Annotated in this window: 21 protein-coding genes; 16 read left to right on the top strand and 5 right to left on the bottom strand. The window is 61.2% G+C overall.

The genetic code is table 11. From position 1 onward, the window contains the following. Positions 1 to 106: 106 nt before the first annotated feature. Positions 107 to 523 carry a hypothetical protein gene (locus tag PGR6_RS09005; RefSeq protein WP_018928288.1) on the top strand — a complete coding sequence of 139 codons (417 nt, stop codon included), beginning with the start codon at positions 107 to 109 and terminating at the stop codon, positions 521 to 523. On the opposite strand, the gene PGR6_RS09000 is transcribed toward PGR6_RS09005, so the two are convergent. The 5 genes from PGR6_RS09000 to PGR6_RS08980 all read right to left on the bottom strand — a co-directional run bounded on the left by PGR6_RS09000 (position 517) and on the right by PGR6_RS08980 (position 5,191). Next, positions 517 to 1,419, bottom strand: a complete 903-nt coding sequence (locus PGR6_RS09000; RefSeq protein ID WP_064616863.1) for a universal stress protein — start codon at positions 1,417 to 1,419, stop codon at positions 517 to 519. The two genes, PGR6_RS09005 and PGR6_RS09000, sit on opposite strands and share 7 nt — an antisense overlap. Positions 1,420 to 1,609: 190 nt before the next feature. After that, positions 1,610 to 2,209, bottom strand: coding sequence for a trypsin-like peptidase domain-containing protein (locus PGR6_RS08995; protein WP_018928290.1), 600 nt, complete (start codon positions 2,207 to 2,209; stop codon positions 1,610 to 1,612). A 338-nt stretch (positions 2,210 to 2,547) separates the two neighbouring features. Then, positions 2,548 to 3,768, bottom strand: a complete 1,221-nt coding sequence (gene arsJ / locus PGR6_RS08990; RefSeq protein ID WP_064616862.1) for an organoarsenical effux MFS transporter ArsJ — start codon at positions 3,766 to 3,768, stop codon at positions 2,548 to 2,550. Positions 3,769 to 3,777: 9 nt separating this feature from the next. Beyond that, entirely contained in the window at positions 3,778 to 4,782 is a 1,005-nt protein-coding gene (locus tag PGR6_RS08985) for an ArsJ-associated glyceraldehyde-3-phosphate dehydrogenase (RefSeq protein ID WP_064616861.1), read from the bottom strand. A gap of 43 nt (positions 4,783 to 4,825) precedes the next feature. Continuing rightward, entirely contained in the window at positions 4,826 to 5,191 is a 366-nt protein-coding gene (locus PGR6_RS08980; protein WP_026286596.1) for a metalloregulator ArsR/SmtB family transcription factor, read from the bottom strand. Positions 5,192 to 5,413: 222 nt separating this feature from the next. On the opposite strand from PGR6_RS08980, the gene PGR6_RS08975 reads away from it, so the two are divergent. The 15 genes from PGR6_RS08975 to abaF all read left to right on the top strand — a co-directional run bounded on the left by PGR6_RS08975 (position 5,414) and on the right by abaF (position 19,921). Further along, positions 5,414 to 6,085 (top strand): GntR family transcriptional regulator, encoded by a 672-nt coding sequence (locus PGR6_RS08975; RefSeq protein WP_007935506.1) that lies wholly within the window; start codon positions 5,414 to 5,416, stop codon positions 6,083 to 6,085. 114 nt (positions 6,086 to 6,199) lie between these two features. Beyond that, positions 6,200 to 7,132 carry a 4-hydroxyproline epimerase gene (locus PGR6_RS08970; RefSeq protein WP_064616860.1) on the top strand — a complete coding sequence of 311 codons (933 nt, stop codon included), beginning with the start codon at positions 6,200 to 6,202 and terminating at the stop codon, positions 7,130 to 7,132. Beyond that, positions 7,129 to 8,244 (top strand): NAD(P)/FAD-dependent oxidoreductase, encoded by a 1,116-nt coding sequence (locus tag PGR6_RS08965; RefSeq protein WP_064616859.1) that lies wholly within the window; start codon positions 7,129 to 7,131, stop codon positions 8,242 to 8,244. The genes PGR6_RS08970 and PGR6_RS08965 overlap by 4 nt, the downstream gene beginning before the upstream one ends. Beyond that, entirely contained in the window at positions 8,237 to 8,473 is a 237-nt protein-coding gene (locus PGR6_RS08960) for a (2Fe-2S)-binding protein (protein WP_008074690.1), read from the top strand. The genes PGR6_RS08965 and PGR6_RS08960 overlap by 8 nt, the downstream gene beginning before the upstream one ends. Then, complete coding sequence (locus PGR6_RS08955; protein ID WP_064616858.1) at positions 8,470 to 9,723, top strand: NAD(P)/FAD-dependent oxidoreductase; 1,254 nt, start codon at positions 8,470 to 8,472, stop codon at positions 9,721 to 9,723. The genes PGR6_RS08960 and PGR6_RS08955 overlap by 4 nt, the downstream gene beginning before the upstream one ends. Before the next feature lie 71 nt (positions 9,724 to 9,794). Further along, positions 9,795 to 10,544, top strand: coding sequence for an AraC family transcriptional regulator (locus PGR6_RS08950; protein WP_019581955.1), 750 nt, complete (start codon positions 9,795 to 9,797; stop codon positions 10,542 to 10,544). Positions 10,545 to 10,948: 404 nt separating this feature from the next. Next, a complete protein-coding gene (locus PGR6_RS08945) occupies positions 10,949 to 11,308 on the top strand; it encodes a DUF6124 family protein (protein ID WP_064616857.1) in 360 nt (119 codons plus the stop codon). Positions 11,309 to 11,734: 426 nt separating this feature from the next. Then, on the top strand, positions 11,735 to 12,553 hold the full coding sequence (locus PGR6_RS08940; protein WP_018928300.1) for an ABC transporter substrate-binding protein: 819 nt from the start codon (positions 11,735 to 11,737) through the stop codon (positions 12,551 to 12,553). A gap of 10 nt (positions 12,554 to 12,563) precedes the next feature. Next, positions 12,564 to 14,342 (top strand): cis-3-hydroxy-L-proline dehydratase, encoded by a 1,779-nt coding sequence (gene lhpI, locus PGR6_RS08935; RefSeq protein ID WP_064616856.1) that lies wholly within the window; start codon positions 12,564 to 12,566, stop codon positions 14,340 to 14,342. Beyond that, entirely contained in the window at positions 14,335 to 15,000 is a 666-nt protein-coding gene (locus tag PGR6_RS08930) for an amino acid ABC transporter permease (protein ID WP_018928302.1), read from the top strand. The genes lhpI and PGR6_RS08930 overlap by 8 nt, the downstream gene beginning before the upstream one ends. Before the next feature lie 10 nt (positions 15,001 to 15,010). Further along, positions 15,011 to 15,661, top strand: coding sequence for an amino acid ABC transporter permease (locus PGR6_RS08925; protein WP_064616855.1), 651 nt, complete (start codon positions 15,011 to 15,013; stop codon positions 15,659 to 15,661). Beyond that, a complete protein-coding gene (locus tag PGR6_RS08920; protein ID WP_064616854.1) occupies positions 15,654 to 16,376 on the top strand; it encodes an amino acid ABC transporter ATP-binding protein in 723 nt (240 codons plus the stop codon). The genes PGR6_RS08925 and PGR6_RS08920 overlap by 8 nt, the downstream gene beginning before the upstream one ends. Positions 16,377 to 16,401: 25 nt before the next feature. Further along, positions 16,402 to 17,430: a trans-3-hydroxy-L-proline dehydratase gene (locus PGR6_RS08915; protein WP_064616853.1), complete on the top strand. Its 1,029-nt coding sequence runs from the start codon at positions 16,402 to 16,404 to the stop codon at positions 17,428 to 17,430. Positions 17,431 to 17,543: 113 nt separating this feature from the next. Continuing rightward, positions 17,544 to 18,461, top strand: coding sequence for a dihydrodipicolinate synthase family protein (locus tag PGR6_RS08910; protein ID WP_018928306.1), 918 nt, complete (start codon positions 17,544 to 17,546; stop codon positions 18,459 to 18,461). A 71-nt stretch (positions 18,462 to 18,532) separates the two neighbouring features. Further along, the gene (gene abaF, locus PGR6_RS08905; RefSeq protein ID WP_064616852.1) at positions 18,533 to 19,921 is read left to right on the top strand and encodes a fosfomycin efflux MFS transporter AbaF; all 1,389 of its coding nucleotides are present in this window, start codon (positions 18,533 to 18,535) and stop codon (positions 19,919 to 19,921) included. Positions 19,922 to 20,082 lie beyond the last annotated feature (161 nt).

The raw sequence follows: 20,082 nt of genomic DNA, 5'->3' as shown, positions 1-20,082 counted from the left end.
TGTATCGCAAATCCATGGCTGCCACTCATCGTCAGCTCGTTGACGTTTTGAGTTTGGGCGCGCGCAATGTCTACCCCCAAAATGATCGCCCAAGAGAACATTCCACATGGCAAAGATCATAGTGCTCGCTGGTGACTTCCCGCAGTGCGACGGGGAATATCACTCGGGTACCATCACGCTCAAAACGGCCCTTAAGCCACGACTGGGGAAAAGCTTCCCGGTCTCGGAATTTAAAGATCTAACAATCCAGAACACGGACTCCAACAAGAATATAAAGAGCGCCATCGGCCTGGGCATTGCGGGCGCGATGTTGTTGGGGCCGGTCGGTGCCATCGCTGGCTATCTGCTCGCGGGCAACAACACGGAAGTGACCTTCATGGCCACCCTGAAGGACGGTGGCAAGCTCCTGGCGGCAACCGATAGCGATACCTTCGAGGACATCTCGGCACGCGCCCACAAAAAAAACCGCCCCGGTCGCCGAGGCGTCCCTCGCGAATCATTTAACAACGACTCCATTCACTGATCCGCTGCCCCCGTGACCGCGAAGATGTTGCAGGGCACTCGATACAGAACATGCTCCGTCGTACTGCCCACCCACTTGCCCAACCCCTTGCGATGCGCATTGCCCATGACGATCACATCGGCCCGGTGATGCGCTGCAAAGTCAGCCAGCGCTTTGCCGGGCGGGCCCGCAACGAAGTGTTGTCGCTCGGTGGGCACGCCAAAGTGGTCGGCCAATGCGATGAATGACTGATGCAGAGATTTGCGCACGTCACTGTTGAAGCCTGGCATCGTCACTGCACCCGCGCCTGCGTCGGCTATATGCGTCAGCGACAGATCATAGGCATGCAGCAAATGCAGTTCTGCGTTGCATTGCATGGCCAGTCCGTTCGCTGCCTGGATGATGCGGTCGTTGATGCCGGTGATCTGCGTATCGGGTTGCGACGGATCGACCGCCGCCACGATCACCCGCGGCAGCGGACACCTGACTTCGCTGACCAGATGCACAGGCACCGGACATTCGCGCAACAGGTGCCAATCCAGAGGCGTAACGAAAACACGCTTAAGTGCAGACTCGTGCTGTACGTCCTTGATCACCAGATCCGGCTGCATTTCTGCCACGTGCCGAAGGATTTCTTGCAACGCGCTGCGGGTTATAAGCACTTCGGTGCTTACCGTGACCCCGCGCCCGCGTATCAGATCTGCTTCATCCTTCAGCCACTTTTCATTCTCTTGCTGACAGGCCTCACGAAACCGCGCACCGGCGCTCATCAACCCCAAAAGGTGAGAGTCTTCGATAAACACCGTGATGTGCAGCGCTGCGCCAGTGGCTTCGGCGATGGCGACAGCTCGTTCCAACGCCGGGGTGTGACGCATGGCTGGGCCGGCTATCAGAAAGAGTCGTTGATATTGGCTCATGTAACACCTCCAAACGTTCCGGGATATCTAACTCCCCCCCAACGCTCTCGCCTGTCAAACCACCGACGATTGGCTATCGCCTCAACTAACGGGATCGACACTATCAATATACGCCTTGATTGAATAAGCGAGTGATAGACGCGCCACGTCACACCGAATCCGATGTTCCGGATTCGGTGATGACCCAACACTACTTCTGCGCGTATTTCGTGCCGTGCGAATCGTTAAGCTGTGCCTGCATCAGCCCCCACTCACGTTGAATGATCGAGTAAGGAATAAAGATACTGATCCGCTCAGCGCCCTTTACCCCAGGGTGAAAACTCACATCGTGAAGTGTGGTGGAGAAGAATCCGACATTAATACCGACAATGCTGCCGTCATTGGCGATAACCGGCCCACCCGACATCCCCTTGATCATCGGGGCATCATGGATGGCATAGCGTTCGCCGCTGCCTTCATCACTGTTGATGAAAGGCGCCGGATACACCTTGCCTTGCCCGCTGACCGTTGTCATATACGGACTCGTTCCCACGGCAGTGATGTGCTCACCCACGCGCGGTGCGCGCCATGACGGATAATGGCCGTCGGCCTTGTGCTTGATGAAGACCAGGTCGCAACCGGTGCTGCAGCTGTATATCACGTTGCGAATGAGTGGGGTGTGGCGGGTGGTGACGGCGTAATCCTCGTTCCATTGCACGGCCGAGGCCGTGTACAGATAGGGCAAGGGAAAGCCTGAGAAGACTGAGAAATATGAATCATTGGCAGGTCCCGACAAGTCGGGTTTTACCATACCGTTGCATCCTGCAATACCAGCTCCTATTAAAAAGTAGGCCATGATTTTAATCATGATGTTCACCGACTTATAAGGAGATTTTAGTTTTTGTTGTGTCAGGTTTTTAGTGATCAGGTTGTTGTAGTTGTTCCTCGCTGCCTGTTCTGGTGGGTAATGTATGGCTTAGGTTGTAAGCGTGTGTATGAATTTATTGCGCTAAGAACAATCGCTTTTCGTTACATATAAAAAACTTCAAATATTTGGCGCCTGAAAAATGTCACATGCACCAAAATAAATATAAATGGAAGTTGCACTTAATAAGTGTAAAACGCGTGAAACAGTACTTTTAGAGCGATTTAGAGCACATTGGAATGCCGCGGCAACCTAACAGAAATCAGTGCCGCGAAAATAACAAATGCGCTGGATATCCATAAACACGCTTCCAGCCCGAAGACCTGAAAAACCCAACCGGAGAGCACGGTGCCGATCAGCCGTCCCATGGCGTTGGACATGTAGTAGAAGCCCACATCCAGCGATACGCCGTCTTCCTTGGCGTAGGACACGATCAGGTAGCTGTGCAGCGAGGAATTCACCGCGAACAACGCACCAAAGATCATCAGACCGCCCAACAGCACCCACTGTGGCGACAACCCGGTGTTCAGCCCCAGCGCGATTGCCGCCGGCAGGCCTGCCAAGGCAACCGCCCAAAGAAACGCGGCGCGGCCATCCGGGACATGCCCTCGTTGCTTGCCGGTGATCCGCGGCGCGAGCGATTGCACGATGCCGTAGCCAATCACCCAGGCCGCCAGGAATCCACCGACCTTCCAGAAGTCCCAGCCAAAAACGCTGCTCAAGTACACCGGTAAAGCCACGACGAACCAGACATCGCGGGCACCGAACAGGAACATCCGTGCCGCCGACAAGATGTTGATGGCCCGGCTCTTGGAGAGAATGTCGCGGAACCTGGGCTTGGCTTTCGCCTTGCCCAGGTCCTTTTTCAACAGGATCAGGCTGCCGAGCCAGATCAGCGAAAGAACGCCGGCCATGGCCAGCAGCGCCCCTCTGAAACCAATCAGGGCGAGCAATGCCCCGCCGAGAAAGAAACCAACGCCCTTGAGGGCATTCTTCGAGCCGGTGAGGATGGCTATCCATTGATAAAGCGTGCCCTGTTGCCCGTCGGGCACCAGAAGCTTGATCGAGCTTTTGGCGCTCATCTTGTTCAGGTCTTTGGCGATCCCCGACAGTGCCTGCGCCCCCATCACCCAAGGAATCGTCAGCCAGGCCACCGGCACCGTCAGCATCAACAGCGCCACCACCTGCATCCCCAGCCCGATGTTCATGGTCCGGTTCAGCCCCAGTCGCGCGCCGAGATAACCGCCCAGCAGGTTGGTGATCACGCCAAAGAGTTCGTAGAACAGAAACAACGCCGCGATTTGCAACGGGCTGTAGCCCAACCCGTGAAAGTGCAGCACCACCAACATGCGCAAGGCACCGTCGGTGAGGGTAAAAGCCCAGTAATTGCCCGTAACAAGCAGGTATTGCCGCACTGACGGCGCGAGGGCTGACAAGGCTTTCATCAACGCTCCTTAAACGGCCAGACCGACCATCCTGGCCAATTCGACGGTGCGGTTCGCGTAACCCCATTCGTTGTCGTACCAGGCATAGATTTTGACCTGGGTGCCGTTGATGACCATGGTCGACAGCGCATCGATGATCGATGAGCGCGGATCGGTGCGGTAGTCGATGGACACCAGCGGACGCTCCTCGAAGCCGAGGATGTCTTTGAGTTCGTTCTCGGATGCGACCTTGAGAAACCGATTCACTTCGTCAACCGTGGTGACGCGCTCGACCTCGAACACACAATCAGTCAGCGAAGCATTGGCCAACGGTACGCGCACTGCGTGGCCATTCAGACGCCCGCGCAGCTCCGGGAAAATTTCCGCGATGGCGGTGGCCGAACCGGTGCTGGTCGGGATCAGGCTCATGCCCGAAGCCCGCGCACGGCGCAGATCCTTGTGGGGTTGGTCGAGAATGCTTTGGGTGTTGGTCAAGTCGTGAATGGTGGTGATCGAGCCGTGGCGAATGCCTAGCGCTTCATGGATCACCTTGACCACTGGCGCGAGGCAATTGGTGGTGCACGACGCCGCGGTAACGATGCGATGTTCCGCCGGATTGAACAGTTGATGGTTGACGCCCATGACGATGTTCAGCGCGCCCTCTTCTTTCACCGGAGCACTGACCACCACGCGCTTGACGCCCTGGTCGAGGTACGCCTGAAGCACCGCGACAGTCTTCATCTTGCCGCTGGCTTCAATCACCAGATCACAGCCCGACCAATCGGTATCGGCAATCGCCTTGTTGGCGGAAACCTTGATGCGCTTGCCGTCGATGACAATGCAGTTGCCCTCGGCGCTGGCTTGATCATTCCAGCGACCATGCACCGAATCGAAGTTCAGCAGGTGCGCATGCGTCGCCGCGTCGCCTGCCGGGTCGTTGATCTGCACGAACTCAAACTCCGGCCAGTGCCAGGCGGCGCGCATGGCGAGACGACCGATGCGGCCAAAACCATTGATGCCCACTTTGATAGTCATGTTGGTGTGCTCTGTATCTGTTGTCAGGGATAGGCTCTTGAAATTATCGAACCGGACAGCAGGCGGCTGCCCGTTCAGGGCGCTCACCCATGTCTTCAAGACGTTTGGCATCAGCGCTTAGCCAATGCTGGTTGGTTTCAAGCACGACAGTCAGCATTTGAAGCACCCAGTCAGGAAGGCTCGGGTGCAACCGGTAGTAAACCCATTGGCCTTGTCGACGGTCCGACAGCAATCCACTGGTGCGCAACTGCGCCAGGTGCCTGGAGACTTTCGGCTGGCTCTCATCCAACGCACAGGTCAGCTCGCAGACACACAACTCTCCCTCGCGGGCGATGAGCAGCATCATGCGAACACGGTTGTCGTCAGCCAGGCATTTGAAAACAGTGGTCGGCGTCAGAGCGTCAGCCATTTCGGGTCTCGGCGTTTGGGTTTCATACAGCAACACGGGCTTCGCGACACAGGCAAGCCTCATCAATATGCGTTTTTCCGAATATATGTTTTTCCGTATATGCGGTAAAGCAGCAAATCTTCGACCAACACAACCAGCGTCCTGACGTTCGTGCGGTCCCGGGAAGATCAGCGAAAGGATTTCGTATACCCTATCGCTATCTCACTCCAAACGATCGCCGCCGTGAACCTACCCAAACTCAACGCTCCCGACCTTGGCAATACGCCTTCGACCTCGGAAATCATCACCCGTCATCTGCGCGACGCGATCGTCGCCGGGCATTTCGCTGAAGATGAGCCGATTCGCCAGGACGACATTGCCCGCCAGTTCAACGTCAGCAAGATTCCGGTGCGCGAGGCCCTCAAGCGGCTGGAGGCCGAAGGGCTGGTGATGTTCCAGCGCAATCGTGGGGCGATGGTCACGCGGGTTTCCGATGCCGAGCTGGCGCAGATGTTCGAAGTGCGCATGTTGCTGGAAGACAAAATACTGCGCCTGGCCATCCCCAACATGACCGAAGAAACCTTCGCCCGTGCCGAGCGTATCTGTCAGGAATTCATCGGCGAGGACGACGTGGGCCGCTGGGCCGAGCTCAACTGGGAGCTGCACGCCTGCCTCTACGAACCGGCACAACGGCCGTTTCTGGTCAGCCTGATTCGTTCGGTCAACGACAAGCTGGAGCGCTACCTGCGCATGCAAATGAGCCTGTCGGCCGGCAAGGAACGGGCCGATCACGAGCATCGCGAAATCCTCGCGGCCTGCCGTGCCGGCGATGTGGAGCTGGCGGTGAAGCTGCTGGACGAACACATTGCCGGGGTCTGCAAGACCCTGTTCGAGCACCTGCCCCACGCCCACTGACGGCTCAGGATGCTGTGCCGATTTCGTCATCGGCACAGGATAAATCCATCAAGCCGGCACCCCGCCGCACAGGCCACTCTTGCGTTCACTCATCTGAACGGACGTGGCCCTTCCATGAAACGCATCACCGTGATCGACTCCCACACCGGCGGCGAACCGACCCGTCTGGTGACCGCCGGCTTTCCTGACCTGGGCACCGGCAGCATGGCTGAACGGCGCAAGCGGCTGGCCGACCATCATGATCAATGGCGCGCGGCCTGTGTGCTGGAACCACGAGGCAGCGACGTGCTGGTGGGTGCCCTCCTCTGCACACCGGTAGACCCGAGCGCCTGTGCCGGGGTGATTTTCTTCAACAACAGCGGTTATCTGGGCATGTGCGGCCACGGCACCATCGGCCTGGTGGCGTCGTTGGCGCATCTGGGCAAAATCGGCCCCGGTGTGCACCGCATCGAGACGCCAGTGGGGACGGTGCAGGCGACCCTGCACGAAGACCATTCGGTGAGCGTGCGCAATGTGCCGGCCTACCGTTACCGCAAGGCGTTGGTGTTGCAGGTGCCGGGCATCGGCCAGGTGGTCGGCGATATTGCCTGGGGCGGCAACTGGTTTTTCCTGATCGCCGAGCATGGCCTGAGAGTCGCCGGCGACAACCTCGACGCGCTGACCGCTTATACCTACGCCGTGCAACAAGCGCTGGAAGCCCAGGGCATTCGTGGCGAAGACGGCGGGTTGATCGACCATATCGAACTGTTCGCCGATGACGATCACGCCGACAGCCGCAACTTCGTACTCTGCCCCGGCAAGGCCTATGACCGCTCACCGTGCGGCACCGGCACCAGTGCCAAACTGGCCTGCCTGGCCGCCGACGACAAGTTGCAACCGGGGCAGATCTGGCGTCAGGCCAGTGTCATCGGCAGCGAGTTCGAATGCTCTTATGAATGGCAAGGCGAGCGCATCGTGCCGACCATTCGTGGCCGTGCCTTTATCAGCGCCGAAGCCAGTTTGATCATCGAACAGGATGACCCGTTCGCCTGGGGCATTCGCCCATGAGCGAGGGCCTGGTGGCCGATGTGATCGTGATCGGCGCCGGCATCATCGGCGCCGCCTGCGCCCAGGCACTGGCCCGTCGTGGCTTGCAGGTGCTGGTGCTGGACGCCGGCCTGCACGGTGCGACGGCGGCGGGCATGGGCCACCTGCTGGTGCTCGATGACAACCCAGCCGAACTGGCCCTGAGCCAATATTCCCTGCAACGCTGGCGTGAACTGGCGCCGGACCTGCCCGACGGCTGCGCTTACCGCAACAACGGCACACTGTGGCTGGCAGCCAACGCCGAGGAAATGGCGGTCGCCCACAGCAAATACCTGAACCTGAAAGCCCAGGGCGTGGCGTGCGAACTGGTCAGTGCCAGCGCCTTGCGTCAGCGTGAACCGGAACTGCGCGAGGATCTGGAAGGCGGCTTGCTGATCAATGGCGACGGCATTCTGTATGCGCCGGCGACGGCCCGCTGGATGCTCGACACACCGAACATCCGTCAGCACCGGGCGCGGGTCAGCGCGGTCGATGGCAATCGCGTTTACCTCGATGACGGCCATTGGTTGCGGGCCGAAGCCGTGGTGTTGGCCAACGGCATTCAGGCCAGCGAACTGTGCCCGGAGTTGCCCATCGAGCCGAAAAAGGGCCACCTGCTGATTACCGACCGCTACCCCGGCACCGTCACCCACACCTTGGTGGAGCTGGGATACGTCACCAGCGCCCACAACGCCACCGGGCCATCGACCGCCTGCAATATTCAGCCGCGCCCCACCGGGCAATTGTTCATCGGTGCCTCGCGGCAATTCGGCACCACCGACCCACAGGTCGAAGGCTGGATGCTGGCGAAAATGCTCAAGCGTGCCGCCGAGTACATGCCAGGGCTGGCCCGGCTCAACGGCATCCGCGCCTGGACCGGTTTTCGCGCCGCCAGCCCCGACGGCCTGCCGCTGGTGGGCCAGCACCCACAGCAGCAGGGCTTGTGGCTGGCGGTTGGGCACGAAGGGTTGGGCGTCACCACGGCCCCCGGCACGGCCGACTTGCTGGTGGCGCAGCTGTTCAACGAAACCCCGCCACTGACCGCCCAACCCTATCTGCCCCAGCGTTTCCTCGGAGAACCCGCCTATGCCTGAATTACTGCTGGACGGCCGCGCCTTGAAGGTGGCCGAGGGCACCAGCGTCGCCGCAGCCTTGGCGCTGGGCAGCGACGGATGCACACGCACTTCGGTCAGTGGCCAACGCCGCGCACCGCTGTGCGGCATGGGCATTTGCCAGGAATGCCGGGTGACCATCGACGGCCGGCGACGCCTGGCCTGCCAGACACTGTGCCGCGACGGCATGCAGGTGCAGACATGCCCATGAACGAATACGCCGATCTGCTGATCATCGGAGCCGGCCCCGCCGGCATGGCCGCTGCTCTTGCCGCTGCCCCCAGTGGCGCACGCATCGTCATGCTCGACGACAATCCGCTGCCGGGCGGGCAAATCTGGCGTGACGGTCCGCAAGCCAATGTGCCCGATCAGGCCCGTCACCTGCGTGAGCGATTGCAGGCGTGCAGCAACATTCGCCGTCACGCCGCCACCCGGGTGATCGCCAGTCCCGGTCCGAAACAGCTGCTGGTCGAAAATGACGATGACGGCTGGCTGATCAGTTATCACCGATTGATTCTGTGCACCGGCGCCCGCGAGTTGCTGCTGCCCTTCCCCGGCTGGACGTTGCCCGGCGTGACCGGGGCCGGTGGCTTGCAGGCGCTGATCAAGGCGGGCCTGCCGGTGCAGGGTGAGCGCGTGGTGATCGCCGGCAGCGGCCCGCTGTTGCTGGCCAGTGCCGCCACCGCGAAAAAACACGGCGCGCAGATCCAGCGCATCGCCGAGCAAGCCTCGCGCACCGCCGTCGCCGGTTTCGCCGCACAACTGCCCCGCTGGCCTGGCAAATGGCTGCAATCGTTCAGCCTGTTCGACCGCCATTACCGCACCGCGACGCATGTGCTGGCCGCCCTTGGCACTGACCGGCTGGAAGGTGTGCGCCTGCAACAACAAGGCAAAATCGTCGAACTGGAATGTGATCGGCTGGCCTGTGGTTTTGGCTTGATCCCTAACATTCAATTGGGCCAGGCACTGGGTTACGCCATCGAGGGTCAGGCGTTGGCCGTGGATGCCTGGCAGGCCAGTCGCGTCGATCATTATGCGGCGGGAGAATGCACCGGGTTTGGTGGCAGTGAACTGGCGTTGGTCGAAGGTGCCATTGCTGGGCACGCGGCGGTCGGTGACCTTGAAGCGGCACGCCAGTTGTGGCCACGTCGGGCGCGCTGGCAGGGTTTTGCCAAGGCACTGAATCAGGCCTTCGCCCTCGACCCACAACTCAAATCCCTGGCCCGCCCCGCCACCCTGGTCTGCCGCTGCGAAGACGTGCCCTACGGCGCATTGACCGGGCACACCGACTGGCGCGAAGCCAAGCTGGCCAGTCGCTGTGGCATGGGCGCCTGTCAGGGCCGGGTGTGTGGCGGCGCGGTGCAGCACCTGTTTGGCTGGCAACCCTCGGCGCCCCGTCCGCCCTTCAGCCCGGCCCGAATCGAGACCTTGATGTGCCTGGACGACACCCCGCCAGCCTGAAACCCCCTCGGGGGTTTCAGCCGCGCTGTCGAGCCTCTATGATCCCGGGGTCGCCCTCAGACCCCAGCGCCATGTACCCCTCGCTCAGCACCTTCAAACCCTGCGACCTGCCCACGCTGTTGAACAGCCTGCAGCCGATTGCGCCGCTGCTCGACACCCTGGCGGACGTGGTGTTTTTCATCAAGGACCGCGAAGCCCGCTATGCCTTCGTCAACCAGACCCTGGCCCGGCGTTGCGGTTTCAAACATCGCGAGGATCTGCTGGGGCTCACCGCCGAGATGGTCTTCCCGGAACGCTTCGGCCCGCTGTACACCGAACAGGATCGACGGGTGTTGTCCAGCGGTCGCGAGATGGCCGACCAACTGGAACTGCACCTGTATTACGGCAACCAGCCGATTTGGTGCCTGACCCACAAACTCGCCTTGAAGGATGAACAGGGTCACATCGTGGGCCTGGCCGGGATCTCCCGCGACCTGCAATCGCCACAGTCCAATCACCCCGCGTTCCAGAAACTCGCCGCCGTGGACGCGCACATCCGCAGCCACTTCGCCCGCCCCATCAGCCTCGCCGAACTGACCGCCATCGCCGGTTACTCCGTGGCGCAACTGGAGCGTCACTGCAAGCGGGTGTTCCAGCTCACGCCACGGCAGATGATCAACAAGGCGCGCCTGGATGAAGGTTCTCGGCTGTTGCTGCACAGCGACCTGCCGATCACCGAGATCGCCCTGCGCTGCGGTTACACCGACCACAGTGCGTTCAGCCGGCAGTTTCGTGCGTTGACCGGTTTGTCGCCGAGTCAGTATCGCGATACTCAGCGCTAAGGATCGTTCCCACGCGGAGCATGGGAATGATCAACCCACAGTAAGACCAATAAACAGGCGATGTTTAATAGACATCTCCAGACACTCACCCAGGCTACACATCCTTGCGCCTCTGCCTACGACTACGCCAGAATCCGCCGGCTAGTGCGCCTGTGGCCCGGGCTATATCGTTTCCCTGTCGCTGAAAAAAACAGCGATCGGGTTTGGTAGCCCGGTTTTCTGGCGCATAGCGCGACCTAATGCAGAGACTGTTTTCGTCTCCTGTTTTTATGGTGGCTATGCGTAGGGCGCTCTCGGGCGCGCCGGGTTGCCAGATGACCGGTCTACCAACCTGCGTATGGCCACCACCTCTTCGTTTGGTAGCGAAGGTGATGGCTCCACTTTTAATATCTGGAGCTCCATCTATGTTCAAACCAACGCCAAATCCTCCGGAAACCGACGACGTTTCCCCCTACGAATCCCTCGATTCGAAAAAGCTCCACGCAGCCGCCGACCGCGCCCTCGATCACTACCTCAAACCACCCACCCCCAAAGACACCCAGCGCAAACCCAGCACCATTTACCATGTGGGTGCGAAGGTCGATAACGAAACCCTGCTGGTCAACGCCTGCGAATCCCTGGCGTCAGCCAGCATGATGCTCAGTGAGTTCGCCGGGTTGATGGACATGCCCCATCGCAACATCATGTTGGGGATTCAATCGGTGGTCATGCTCGGGGAGCTGGCGGTGAATCGAGTGCTGGATAACCTCGATCCGCAGGGCTGACGAAAGTCTGTAGTGAGAGCACTTATTGTGGCGAGGGAGCTTGCTCCCGCTCGGCTGCGCAGCAGTCGCAAAACCGGCATATGCGGTGTGCCAGAAAAATGCGGTTGCTGGATTTGGGGCTGCTTCGCAACCCAGCGGGAGCAAGCTCCCTCGCCACATGGGTGTGTCAGAGCACGGGGTGATCGCAGGGCGCCGATGTTCCCTAAAGGGGCGCCCCGCACAACCATTGCTCCCATCTGTAACACCCACCATCGCGGCCCCCGCCCCTCACGGCGTCACTCTGACGCACCGCAACACCTCTACTCCAAGGTCTGCCAACAAATTCACGCCTCGGCCTGGAAACGGGCACGTTGATTGCTATATTTAATATCGTATACGAAATCCCCAATACGATATCCAACAGCACTTCACATCAACGAGGCCTCTATGAAAAACCCCGCATTTGCCGTAGCCCTCAGCGCTGTTCTCAGTACCTCCTTCATTGCCACCGCCCAGGCCGACAAGCTCGACGACATCATCGGTTCGGGCAAGCTGCGCTGCGCCGTGACCCTGGACTTCCCGCCCATGGGTTTCCGCGATGCCGGTAACAACCCGGCCGGTTTCGACGTGGACTATTGCCATGACCTGGCGAAAATCCTCGGGGTCGAGGCCGAAGTGGTCGAGACGCCGTTCCCGGACCGTATTCCGGCGCTGGTCTCCGGGCGGGCCGATGTGATCGTCGCCTCCACTTCCGACACCCTCGAACGGGCCAAGACCGTCGGCCTCACCGTGCCCTACTTCGCCTTCCAGATGGTGGTGCTGACCCGCGACGACACCGGCATCAACAGCTTCGATGACCTCAAGGGCAAACCCGTGGGTAACACCAGCGGTACCTATGAGGCCATCGCGCTAGAGAAAGACGTGAAGAACTGGGGCACCGGCACCTTCCGCGCCTATCAGTCGCAGAACGACACCCTGCTGGCCGTCGCCCAAGGCCATATCGACGCCACCGTGGTCACCAACACCGTGGCCGCCGCCACCCTCAAATCGGGCAAATACAAAAACCTGAAAGTCGCCGGTAACGCGCCGTACGTGATCGACTACGTCTCCCTCGGCGCCAAGCGTAACGAGTATGGCCTGCTCAACTACCTCAACCTGTTCGTCAACCAACAGGTGCGCACCGGTCGTTACAAAGAGCTGTTCGTCAAATGGGTCGGCACTGAAATCCCGCCAACCAACCTGACCGTGCCACAGGTCTACTACTGAGGTGTCCGGCATGCCTAGGCCCACTTCTCTGACCGGTCGCAGCCTGGTCGCGGGCGCCGCCGAGGGCGCCCTGCTGTTCGCCGATATCGGGTTGAGTTTCTGGGGCGGGGTCGATCCGTTTAGCGGCGAGATCATTGACCGTCACCACCCGCTCAGCGGCGAATACCTGGCCGGCCGCGTGCTGGCTATTCCCAGCGGACGCGGCTCGTGCACCGGCAGCAGCGTGTTGATGGAACTGATCAGCAACGGCCACGCACCGGCCGCATTGGTGCTGGCCGAACCCGATGAGATTCTGACCTTGGGCGTGCTCGTCGCGCAGACGATTTTCGAGCGCTCCCTGCCGGTGCTGTGCATCGGCCGGGAGGCCTTCGCCGCGTTGCGCGGCAAGGCCTTCGCTCGGGTCGACGGCGCCTCGGTAACCGTGTTCGAACACCTGCCAGGCGATGCCTGGCAGGCACTCGACAGCACGCTGCAAACGCAAGACCCAAGCGCCCCGATCGAACTCACCGAACACGATCGGGCGCTGCTCGACGGCCAGCATGGCAAGGCTGCGCAAGTGGCCATGCAGATTGTTCTGCGCATGGCCGAACTGCAAGGTGCCCGCCGCCTGGTGGATGTCACCCAGGCGCACATCGACGGCTGCATCTACACCGGACCTGCGAGCCTGCGCTTTGCCGAACAACTGGTGCAATGGGGCGCCAAAGTGCGGGTGCCCACCACCCTCAATTCAATTTCCGTGGACCAGCGTCGCTGGCGCGAATTGGGCATCGACCCGGCGCTCGGCGAACCGGCCAGTGCCTTGGGCGATGCCTATATGGCGATGGGTGCGCAACTCAGTTTCACCTGCGCACCCTACCTGCTCGACAGCGCGCCGAAGGCGGGCGAGCAGATCGTCTGGGCCGAATCCAACGCGGTGGTCTACGCCAACAGCGTGCTGGGGGCACGCACCCTGAAGTACCCGGACTACCTGGACATCTGCATCGCCCTGACCGGCCGCGCCCCGTTGATCGGCTGCCACCTGGACGCACAACGCAAGGCCCGATTGCAGGTCGAAGTGCCCGCCCTGGGTGAACTGGACGATGCCTTCTACCCGCTGCTCGGTTACCACATCGGCGCGCTGGCGGGCAGCCGGATTCCACTGGTGCGCGGGTTGGAAAACCGCAAGCCGAGCCTGGACGACCTCAAGGCGTTCGGCGCAGCGTTTGCCACCACCTCCGCCGCCCCGTTATTCCATATCGCCGGGATCACCCCGGAAGCTATCGACCCGGCGCAGGTGCTGGAGGGAGATGTAGCCCTACCCGTGGAAACAATCCGCCTGAAGGACCTATTGGTCAGTTGGCGCGAACTCAACAGTGCCCGCGACAGCCGGGTGGATGTGGTCTCGCTGGGTAACCCGCATTTCTCCCTCAGTGAGTTCGCTCATCTTGCGCGGTTGTGCCTCGGTCGACGCAAACACCCCGACGTGGTCCTCGCCATTACTTGCGGCCGCGCCGTGCTGGAGCAGGCTCGCGAAGCCGGGCATATCGCCGTGATCGAAGCCTTCGGCGCGACCCTGGTCACCGATACTTGCTGGTGCATGCTCGGCGAACCGGTGATCCCGCCGGGCGCAACAACCTTGATGACCAACTCCGGCAAATACGCCCATTACGCACCCGGCCTGGTGGGCCGCAAGGTGCACTTCGCCAGCCTGGCTGAATGTGTCGATACCGCTTGCAGTGCCACGGCCAGCGGTCGTCTGCCGGCCTGGCTGCAAACCGCCGCCCCTCTGGAGACTCTCGCGCATGTTTGATTACACCTTCCAATGGCGCGCCACCCTGCGCGCCCTGCCGGACATGCTCGCTGGCGCCTGGGTCACTTTCGAGACCGCCGCGTTGTCGATGATCTTCGGCGTGCTGATCGCCCTGGCCCTGACGGTGATGCGCGAAAGCAAAACCCCGCTGCTGCGCGGTATCGGCAACGGCTGGGTATCGATCGCGCGCAACACCCCGTCGCTGTTCCAGATCTACGTCCTCTACTTCGGCCTCGGCTCGCTGGGCTTGCACGTCAGCTCATGGTTCGCCCTGCTCGCCGGGATCACCTTCAACAATGCCGGGTATCTGGCGGAGAACTTTCGCGGCGGCCTCAAGGCCGTACCCGACACGCAAGTGCGCGCCGCGCGTTCGCTGGGCATGAGTGCCTTCCAGGCCTACCGCATGATCATCGTCCCGCAGCTGTTGCGGATCGTCTTCTACCCGCTGACCAATCAGATGGTCTGGGCGGTGCTGATGACGTCGCTGGGGGTGATCGTCGGGCTGAACAATGACCTGACCGGGGTGACCCAGGACTACAACGTCAAAACGTTCCGCACCTTCGAATACTTCGCCATCGCCGCGGCGCTCTATTACCTGATTGCCAAGGCGATCGTCGCGTCAGCCCGGCTGATGGCCTGGCGGTTGTTCCGTTACTGAGGGCTTGACCATGTTTTCCACCAGTTTTTCCTGGAATGACCTGCTGTTCCTGCTCGACGGCGCCTGGGTCACCCTGCAACTGACGTTCTGGTCGATCATCCTCGGCTCCTTCGCCGGGCTGTTGTTTGGCCTGTTGCGAGCGCTGTTGCCACGCGCCAGCCTGCCCCTGGCCTGGGTGCTGGACGTGTTTCGCAGCGTGCCGCTGTTGATCCAGTTCGTGCTGTTCAACTCGCTCAAAAGCATCGTCGGCTTGAACATCAGTGCCTTCAGCGTCGGCTGCATTGTGCTGGGGGTCTACACCGCCGCGTACTTCACCGAGATCGTGCGCAGCGGCGTGCTGTCGGTGCCGTTCACCCTGCGGCGGGCCAGTCGTTCGCTGGGCCTGAGCTTTTTGCAGGACCTGCGCTGGATCGTCCTGCCAATGGCCACCCGCGTGGCCTTCCCCGGCTGGCTGAACCTGGTGCTCGGTGTGATGAAAGACACCGCGCTGGTGATGTGGATCGGCATCGTCGAACTGCTGCGCGCCTCGCAAACCATCGTCACCCGCATTCAGGAACCGTTGCTGGTGCTGTGCGTCGCGGGCCTTATCTATTACGTCATGAGCCTGGTGGTTGCACGCCTGGGCGCTCGTCTGGAAAGAAGGTGGCAAGAAAATGATTGAGATCGACAACGTACATAAATCCTTCGGCGATCTGGCCGTGGTCAAGGGTGTCAGCCTGACGGTGGACAAGGGCGAAGTGGTGTCGATCATCGGCGGCTCGGGCTCCGGCAAATCGACCCTGCTGATGTGCATCAACGGCCTGGAGCCGATCCAGAAAGGCAACATCCGCGTCGATGGCGTCGAGGTTCATCACAGCGCCACCGACCTCAACCGCCTGCGGCAGAAAATCGGCATCGTGTTCCAACAATGGAATGCCTTCCCGCACCTGACCGTGCTGGAAAACGTGATGTTGGCGCCGCGCAAGGTTTTGGGCAAAAGCAAGTGCGACGCCGAGGCGCTGGCGGTGCAGCAACTGACCCACGTGGGCCTTGGCGACAAGCTCAAGACCTTCCCCGGCAAGTTGTCCGGAGGCCAGCAGCAACGCATGGCCATCGCCCGCGCCCTGGCCATGTCGCCGGACTACATGCTGTTCGACGAAGCCACCTCGGCCCTCGATCCGCAATTGGTCGGCGAGGTGCTGGACACCATGCGCATGCTCGCCGAAGACGGCATGACCATGGTGCTGGTGACCCACGAAATCCGCTTTGCCCGCGATGTGTCCGACCGTGTGGCGTTCTTTCGCAATGGCCTGGTGCACGAGATCGGCTCGCCGGATCAGGTGATTGGCAATCCGATACATGCGGAAACGGCGGCGTTTCTCAAATCAGTGAAATAACGACCGGCGATAAAAGGAGTCAGCCATGCGTTCATCGAAAGTCATTCATGTGGTCAGTTGCCACGCCGAAGGCGAAGTCGGCGATGTGATCGTCGGCGGTGTCGCCCCACCGCCCGGCGCCACCGTGTGGGAGCAATCGCGCTGGATCGCCAAGGATGAAACCCTGCGCAATTTCGTCCTCAACGAACCCCGTGGTGGCGTGTTCCGCCACGTCAACCTGCTGGTGCCGGCCAAGGACCCTCGGGCGCAAATGGCCTGGATCATCATGGAACCGGCCGACACGCCACCGATGTCCGGCTCCAACTCGCTGTGCGTCGCCACGGTGCTGCTCGACAGCGGCATCCTGCCGATGACCGAACCGCAAACCCGGCTGGTGCTCGAAGCGCCCGGCGGCTTGATCGAGGCCGTGGCCGATTGCCGCGACGGCAAGGTCGAACGGGTGGAAATCAAGAACGTGCCCTCCTTCGCTGATCGCCTCGACGCCTGGATCGAAGTCGAAGGCCTCGGCTCGTTACAGGTCGACACCGCGTACGGTGGCGACAGTTTTGTCATCGCCGACGCCAAAAGCCTGGGCTTTTCCATCCGCCCTGACGAGGCGGCCGAGCTGGTCGAGGTCGGGTTGAAAATCACCCGCGCGGCCAATGAACAACTGGGCTTCGTCCATCCGCTGAACCCCGAGTGGTCGCATATTTCCTTCTGCCAGATTGCCGCGCCCATCGTGGTTGAAAATGGCATCGCCACCGGGGCCAACGCCGTGGTGATTCAACCCGGCAAGATCGACCGCTCGCCCACCGGCACTGGTTGTTCGGCGCGTATGGCAGTGTTGCAGGCCAAGGGATTGATGCAGGTTGGCGAGCGCTTTATCGGCCGTTCGATCCTCGGTTCCGAATTCCATTGCCGCATCGATTCGATGACCGAAGTGGCCGGCCGCCCGGCGATCTACCCGTGCATTTCCGGCCGGGCCTGGATCACCGGCACCCACCAATTGCTGCTCGACCCCAGCGATCCCTGGCCACAGGGCTATCGCCTGTCAGACACCTGGCCCGGCGCCTGAAACTCCCCCAGACCAACGGCTATAAAAAACCCTGATTGATTGAAAAAACCACTGGCCGAGTATCGGCATTTAAAATATCGTATACGAAATACAAAAACGAACCGGAGGCAACAATGAGCAAGCGCATTAACTGGAGTGGCGTCTTCCCCGCGGTGACCACTCAATTCAACGATGACTTCTCCATCAACCTGGAAAAAACCCACCAGGTGATTTCCAACGTGATCCGTGACGGCGTATCGGGCCTGGTGGTGTGTGGTTCGGTGGGGGAAAACACCTCATTGACCGCCGAAGAAAAAATCGCCGTGACCGAAGTTGCGGTCGACGCCTCTCGCGGCCGTGTGCCGGTGATTTGCGGTGTGGCTGAATTCACCAGCGTGCAAGCGGCCAAGGTGGCGAACGCGGTGCGCAGGGTCGGTGTCGACGGCGTGATGCTGATGCCGGCGCTGGTCTACGGTTCCAAGCCGTTCGAGACCGCCGAGCATTACCGCTACGTGGCGAAGAACGCCGACGTACCGTTGATGGTTTACAACAACCCGCCGATCTACAAAAACGACGTCACCCCGGACATCCTGATTTCCCTGGCCGACTGCGACAACGTGGTGTGCTTCAAGGATTCCTCCGGCGATACCCGCCGTTTCATCGACGTGCGCAATGAAGTCGGCGACCGTTTCGTGCTGTTCGCAGGTCTCGATGACGTGGTGCTGGAAAGCATCGCGGTGGGTGCCGAAGGCTGGGTCTCGGGCATGTCGAACGTATTCCCGAAAGAAGGCGAGACCATCTTCCGCCTGGCCAAGGCCGGTCGCTTCGCCGAAGCCATGCCGATCTACGAATGGCTGATGCCGATCCTGCACCTCGATGCCCGTGCCGACCTGGTGCAGTGCATCAAACTCTGCGAAGCCATCGCCGGTCGCGGCAGCGCCCTGACCCGTCCGCCACGCCTGGCACTGCCGCAAGCTGATCGGGAGTTCGTCGAACAGATCATGGCCAAGGCCATGGCCAACCGTCCGGAGTTGCCGGACGTCGGTCTCTGAGTGATTGCCGGGCGGATCCTCGCGGGTCCGGCCCGGCTACCTGTTTTCGCGCCTCTACAGGAAACGTCAGCATGTCCAATCCTCACAGCACCTCCAGCGCAACCACACCCTCGGGACTCAAACGCGTAGTGGCCGCCGCCATGGCCGGCACTGTCGCCGAGTGGTATGAATTCTTTCTCTACGGCACCGCCTCGGCCTTGGTCTTCGGCCAACTGTTCTTCCGTCAGACCGACAGTCCGATCGACGGCATCATCGCCGCCTTCGCCCTGTACGCCGTCGGCTTCCTCGCCCGTCCGTTGGGCGGTCTGGTGTTCGGTCACTACGGTGACAAATTCGGCCGCAAGCGCCTGCTGCAACTGAGCCTGGTGGTGGTTGGCATCACCACGTTCCTGATGGGTTGCCTGCCCGGCTTCGACAGCATCGGCTATGCCGCGCCAGTGTTATTGGTGCTGCTGCGGCTGATTCAGGGCTTTGCCTTTGGGGGCGAATGGGGTGGCGCGATTCTGCTGGTGTCCGAACACTGCCCGGACAATCGCCGGGGCTTCTGGGCCAGTTGGCCGCAAGCCGGGGTGCCGGCCGGTAACCTGGTGGCGACCGTCGCCCTGCTGCTGTTGTCGTCAAACCTGTCGGAACAACAATTCCTCGCCTGGGGCTGGCGCGTGGCGTTCTGGTTCTCGGCGGTGGTGGTGCTGATCGGCTACTGGATTCGCACCAGCGTCGATGACGCGCCGATTTTCAAGGAGGCCCAGGCCCGGCAAGCGCAGACCAAGCAGCAACAACTGGGCGTGGTAGAAGTGCTGCGTCATCACTGGCGCGCGGTGCTGGTGGGGATCGGCGCGCGGTTTGCCGAGAACATCCTCTATTACACCGTGGTCACCTTTTCGATCACCTACCTGAAACTGGTGGTGCACAAGGACACCTCAGAGATTCTGTTGCTGATGTTCGGCGCGCACTTGCTGCACTTTTTCCTGATCCCGTTGATGGGCTATCTGTCGGATATCGTCGGGCGCAAACCGGTGTACCTGATCGGCGCGGTGCTCACTGCGTTCTGGGGCTTCATCGGCTTCCCGATGATGGACACCGGCAACAATTGGCTGATCATCGGCGCCATCACCCTGGGCCTGGCCATCGAGTCGATGACCTATGCGCCCTACTCGGCGCTGATGGCCGAAATGTTCCCGACCCACGTGCGCTACACCGCCCTTTCGCTGTGCTACCAGGTGGCGCCGATCTTCGCCGGATCCCTCGCGCCGCTGATCGCCATCACCCTGCTCAACAAGTACCACAGCTCGACACCGATCGCCTGGTACCTGGTGGGCGCTGCGCTGATCTCCATCGTGGCTGTCGGCCTGACCCGGGAAACCCGTGGCAAGTCATTGCACCAGGTGGATGCCGAATCCGCTGCGCGAATTGCTGCGCTGGATAACCTCGAACCGGCCGCCACACGCCGGTTGGCTTAATCGCCAGTACGCAACCTGTAGCAGCTGCCGAAGGCTGCGTTCGAGCGCGTAGCGGTCGTAAACCATGCACCGCGGTGTGGCCGAAATACCGCGGTGCATGATTTACGACGGCTTCGCCGCCGAACGCAGCCTTCGGCAGCTGCTACGGGTCGCCGCGCTAC

Source organism: Pseudomonas sp. GR 6-02 (assembly GCF_001655615.1).
Classification (GTDB): domain Bacteria; phylum Pseudomonadota; class Gammaproteobacteria; order Pseudomonadales; family Pseudomonadaceae; genus Aquipseudomonas.
Note: the sequence above shows the minus strand (reverse complement) of the source record. Positions and strands in the feature narration are given on the sequence as shown.

What these genes read in the sequence shown, in the direction of transcription:
- PGR6_RS09005 (WP_018928288.1), top strand. Translation starts at nt 107, where the DNA reads ATGGCAAAGATCATAGTGCTCGCTGGTGACTTCCCGCAGTGCGACGGG.
- PGR6_RS09000 (WP_064616863.1), bottom strand. Translation starts at nt 1,419, where the DNA reads ATGAGCCAATATCAACGACTCTTTCTGATAGCCGGCCCAGCCATGCGT.
- PGR6_RS08995 (WP_018928290.1), bottom strand. Translation starts at nt 2,209, where the DNA reads ATGGTAAAACCCGACTTGTCGGGACCTGCCAATGATTCATATTTCTCA.
- arsJ (WP_064616862.1), bottom strand. Translation starts at nt 3,768, where the DNA reads ATGAAAGCCTTGTCAGCCCTCGCGCCGTCAGTGCGGCAATACCTGCTT.
- PGR6_RS08985 (WP_064616861.1), bottom strand. Translation starts at nt 4,782, where the DNA reads ATGACTATCAAAGTGGGCATCAATGGTTTTGGCCGCATCGGTCGTCTC.
- PGR6_RS08980 (WP_026286596.1), bottom strand. Translation starts at nt 5,191, where the DNA reads ATGGCTGACGCTCTGACGCCGACCACTGTTTTCAAATGCCTGGCTGAC.
- PGR6_RS08970 (WP_064616860.1), top strand. Translation starts at nt 6,200, where the DNA reads ATGAAACGCATCACCGTGATCGACTCCCACACCGGCGGCGAACCGACC.
- PGR6_RS08965 (WP_064616859.1), top strand. Translation starts at nt 7,129, where the DNA reads ATGAGCGAGGGCCTGGTGGCCGATGTGATCGTGATCGGCGCCGGCATC.
- PGR6_RS08960 (WP_008074690.1), top strand. Translation starts at nt 8,237, where the DNA reads ATGCCTGAATTACTGCTGGACGGCCGCGCCTTGAAGGTGGCCGAGGGC.
- PGR6_RS08955 (WP_064616858.1), top strand. Translation starts at nt 8,470, where the DNA reads ATGAACGAATACGCCGATCTGCTGATCATCGGAGCCGGCCCCGCCGGC.
- PGR6_RS08950 (WP_019581955.1), top strand. Translation starts at nt 9,795, where the DNA reads ATGTACCCCTCGCTCAGCACCTTCAAACCCTGCGACCTGCCCACGCTG.
- PGR6_RS08945 (WP_064616857.1), top strand. Translation starts at nt 10,949, where the DNA reads ATGTTCAAACCAACGCCAAATCCTCCGGAAACCGACGACGTTTCCCCC.
- PGR6_RS08940 (WP_018928300.1), top strand. Translation starts at nt 11,735, where the DNA reads ATGAAAAACCCCGCATTTGCCGTAGCCCTCAGCGCTGTTCTCAGTACC.
- lhpI (WP_064616856.1), top strand. Translation starts at nt 12,564, where the DNA reads ATGCCTAGGCCCACTTCTCTGACCGGTCGCAGCCTGGTCGCGGGCGCC.
- PGR6_RS08930 (WP_018928302.1), top strand. Translation starts at nt 14,335, where the DNA reads ATGTTTGATTACACCTTCCAATGGCGCGCCACCCTGCGCGCCCTGCCG.
- PGR6_RS08925 (WP_064616855.1), top strand. Translation starts at nt 15,011, where the DNA reads ATGTTTTCCACCAGTTTTTCCTGGAATGACCTGCTGTTCCTGCTCGAC.
- PGR6_RS08920 (WP_064616854.1), top strand. Translation starts at nt 15,654, where the DNA reads ATGATTGAGATCGACAACGTACATAAATCCTTCGGCGATCTGGCCGTG.
- PGR6_RS08915 (WP_064616853.1), top strand. Translation starts at nt 16,402, where the DNA reads ATGCGTTCATCGAAAGTCATTCATGTGGTCAGTTGCCACGCCGAAGGC.
- PGR6_RS08910 (WP_018928306.1), top strand. Translation starts at nt 17,544, where the DNA reads ATGAGCAAGCGCATTAACTGGAGTGGCGTCTTCCCCGCGGTGACCACT.
- abaF (WP_064616852.1), top strand. Translation starts at nt 18,533, where the DNA reads ATGTCCAATCCTCACAGCACCTCCAGCGCAACCACACCCTCGGGACTC.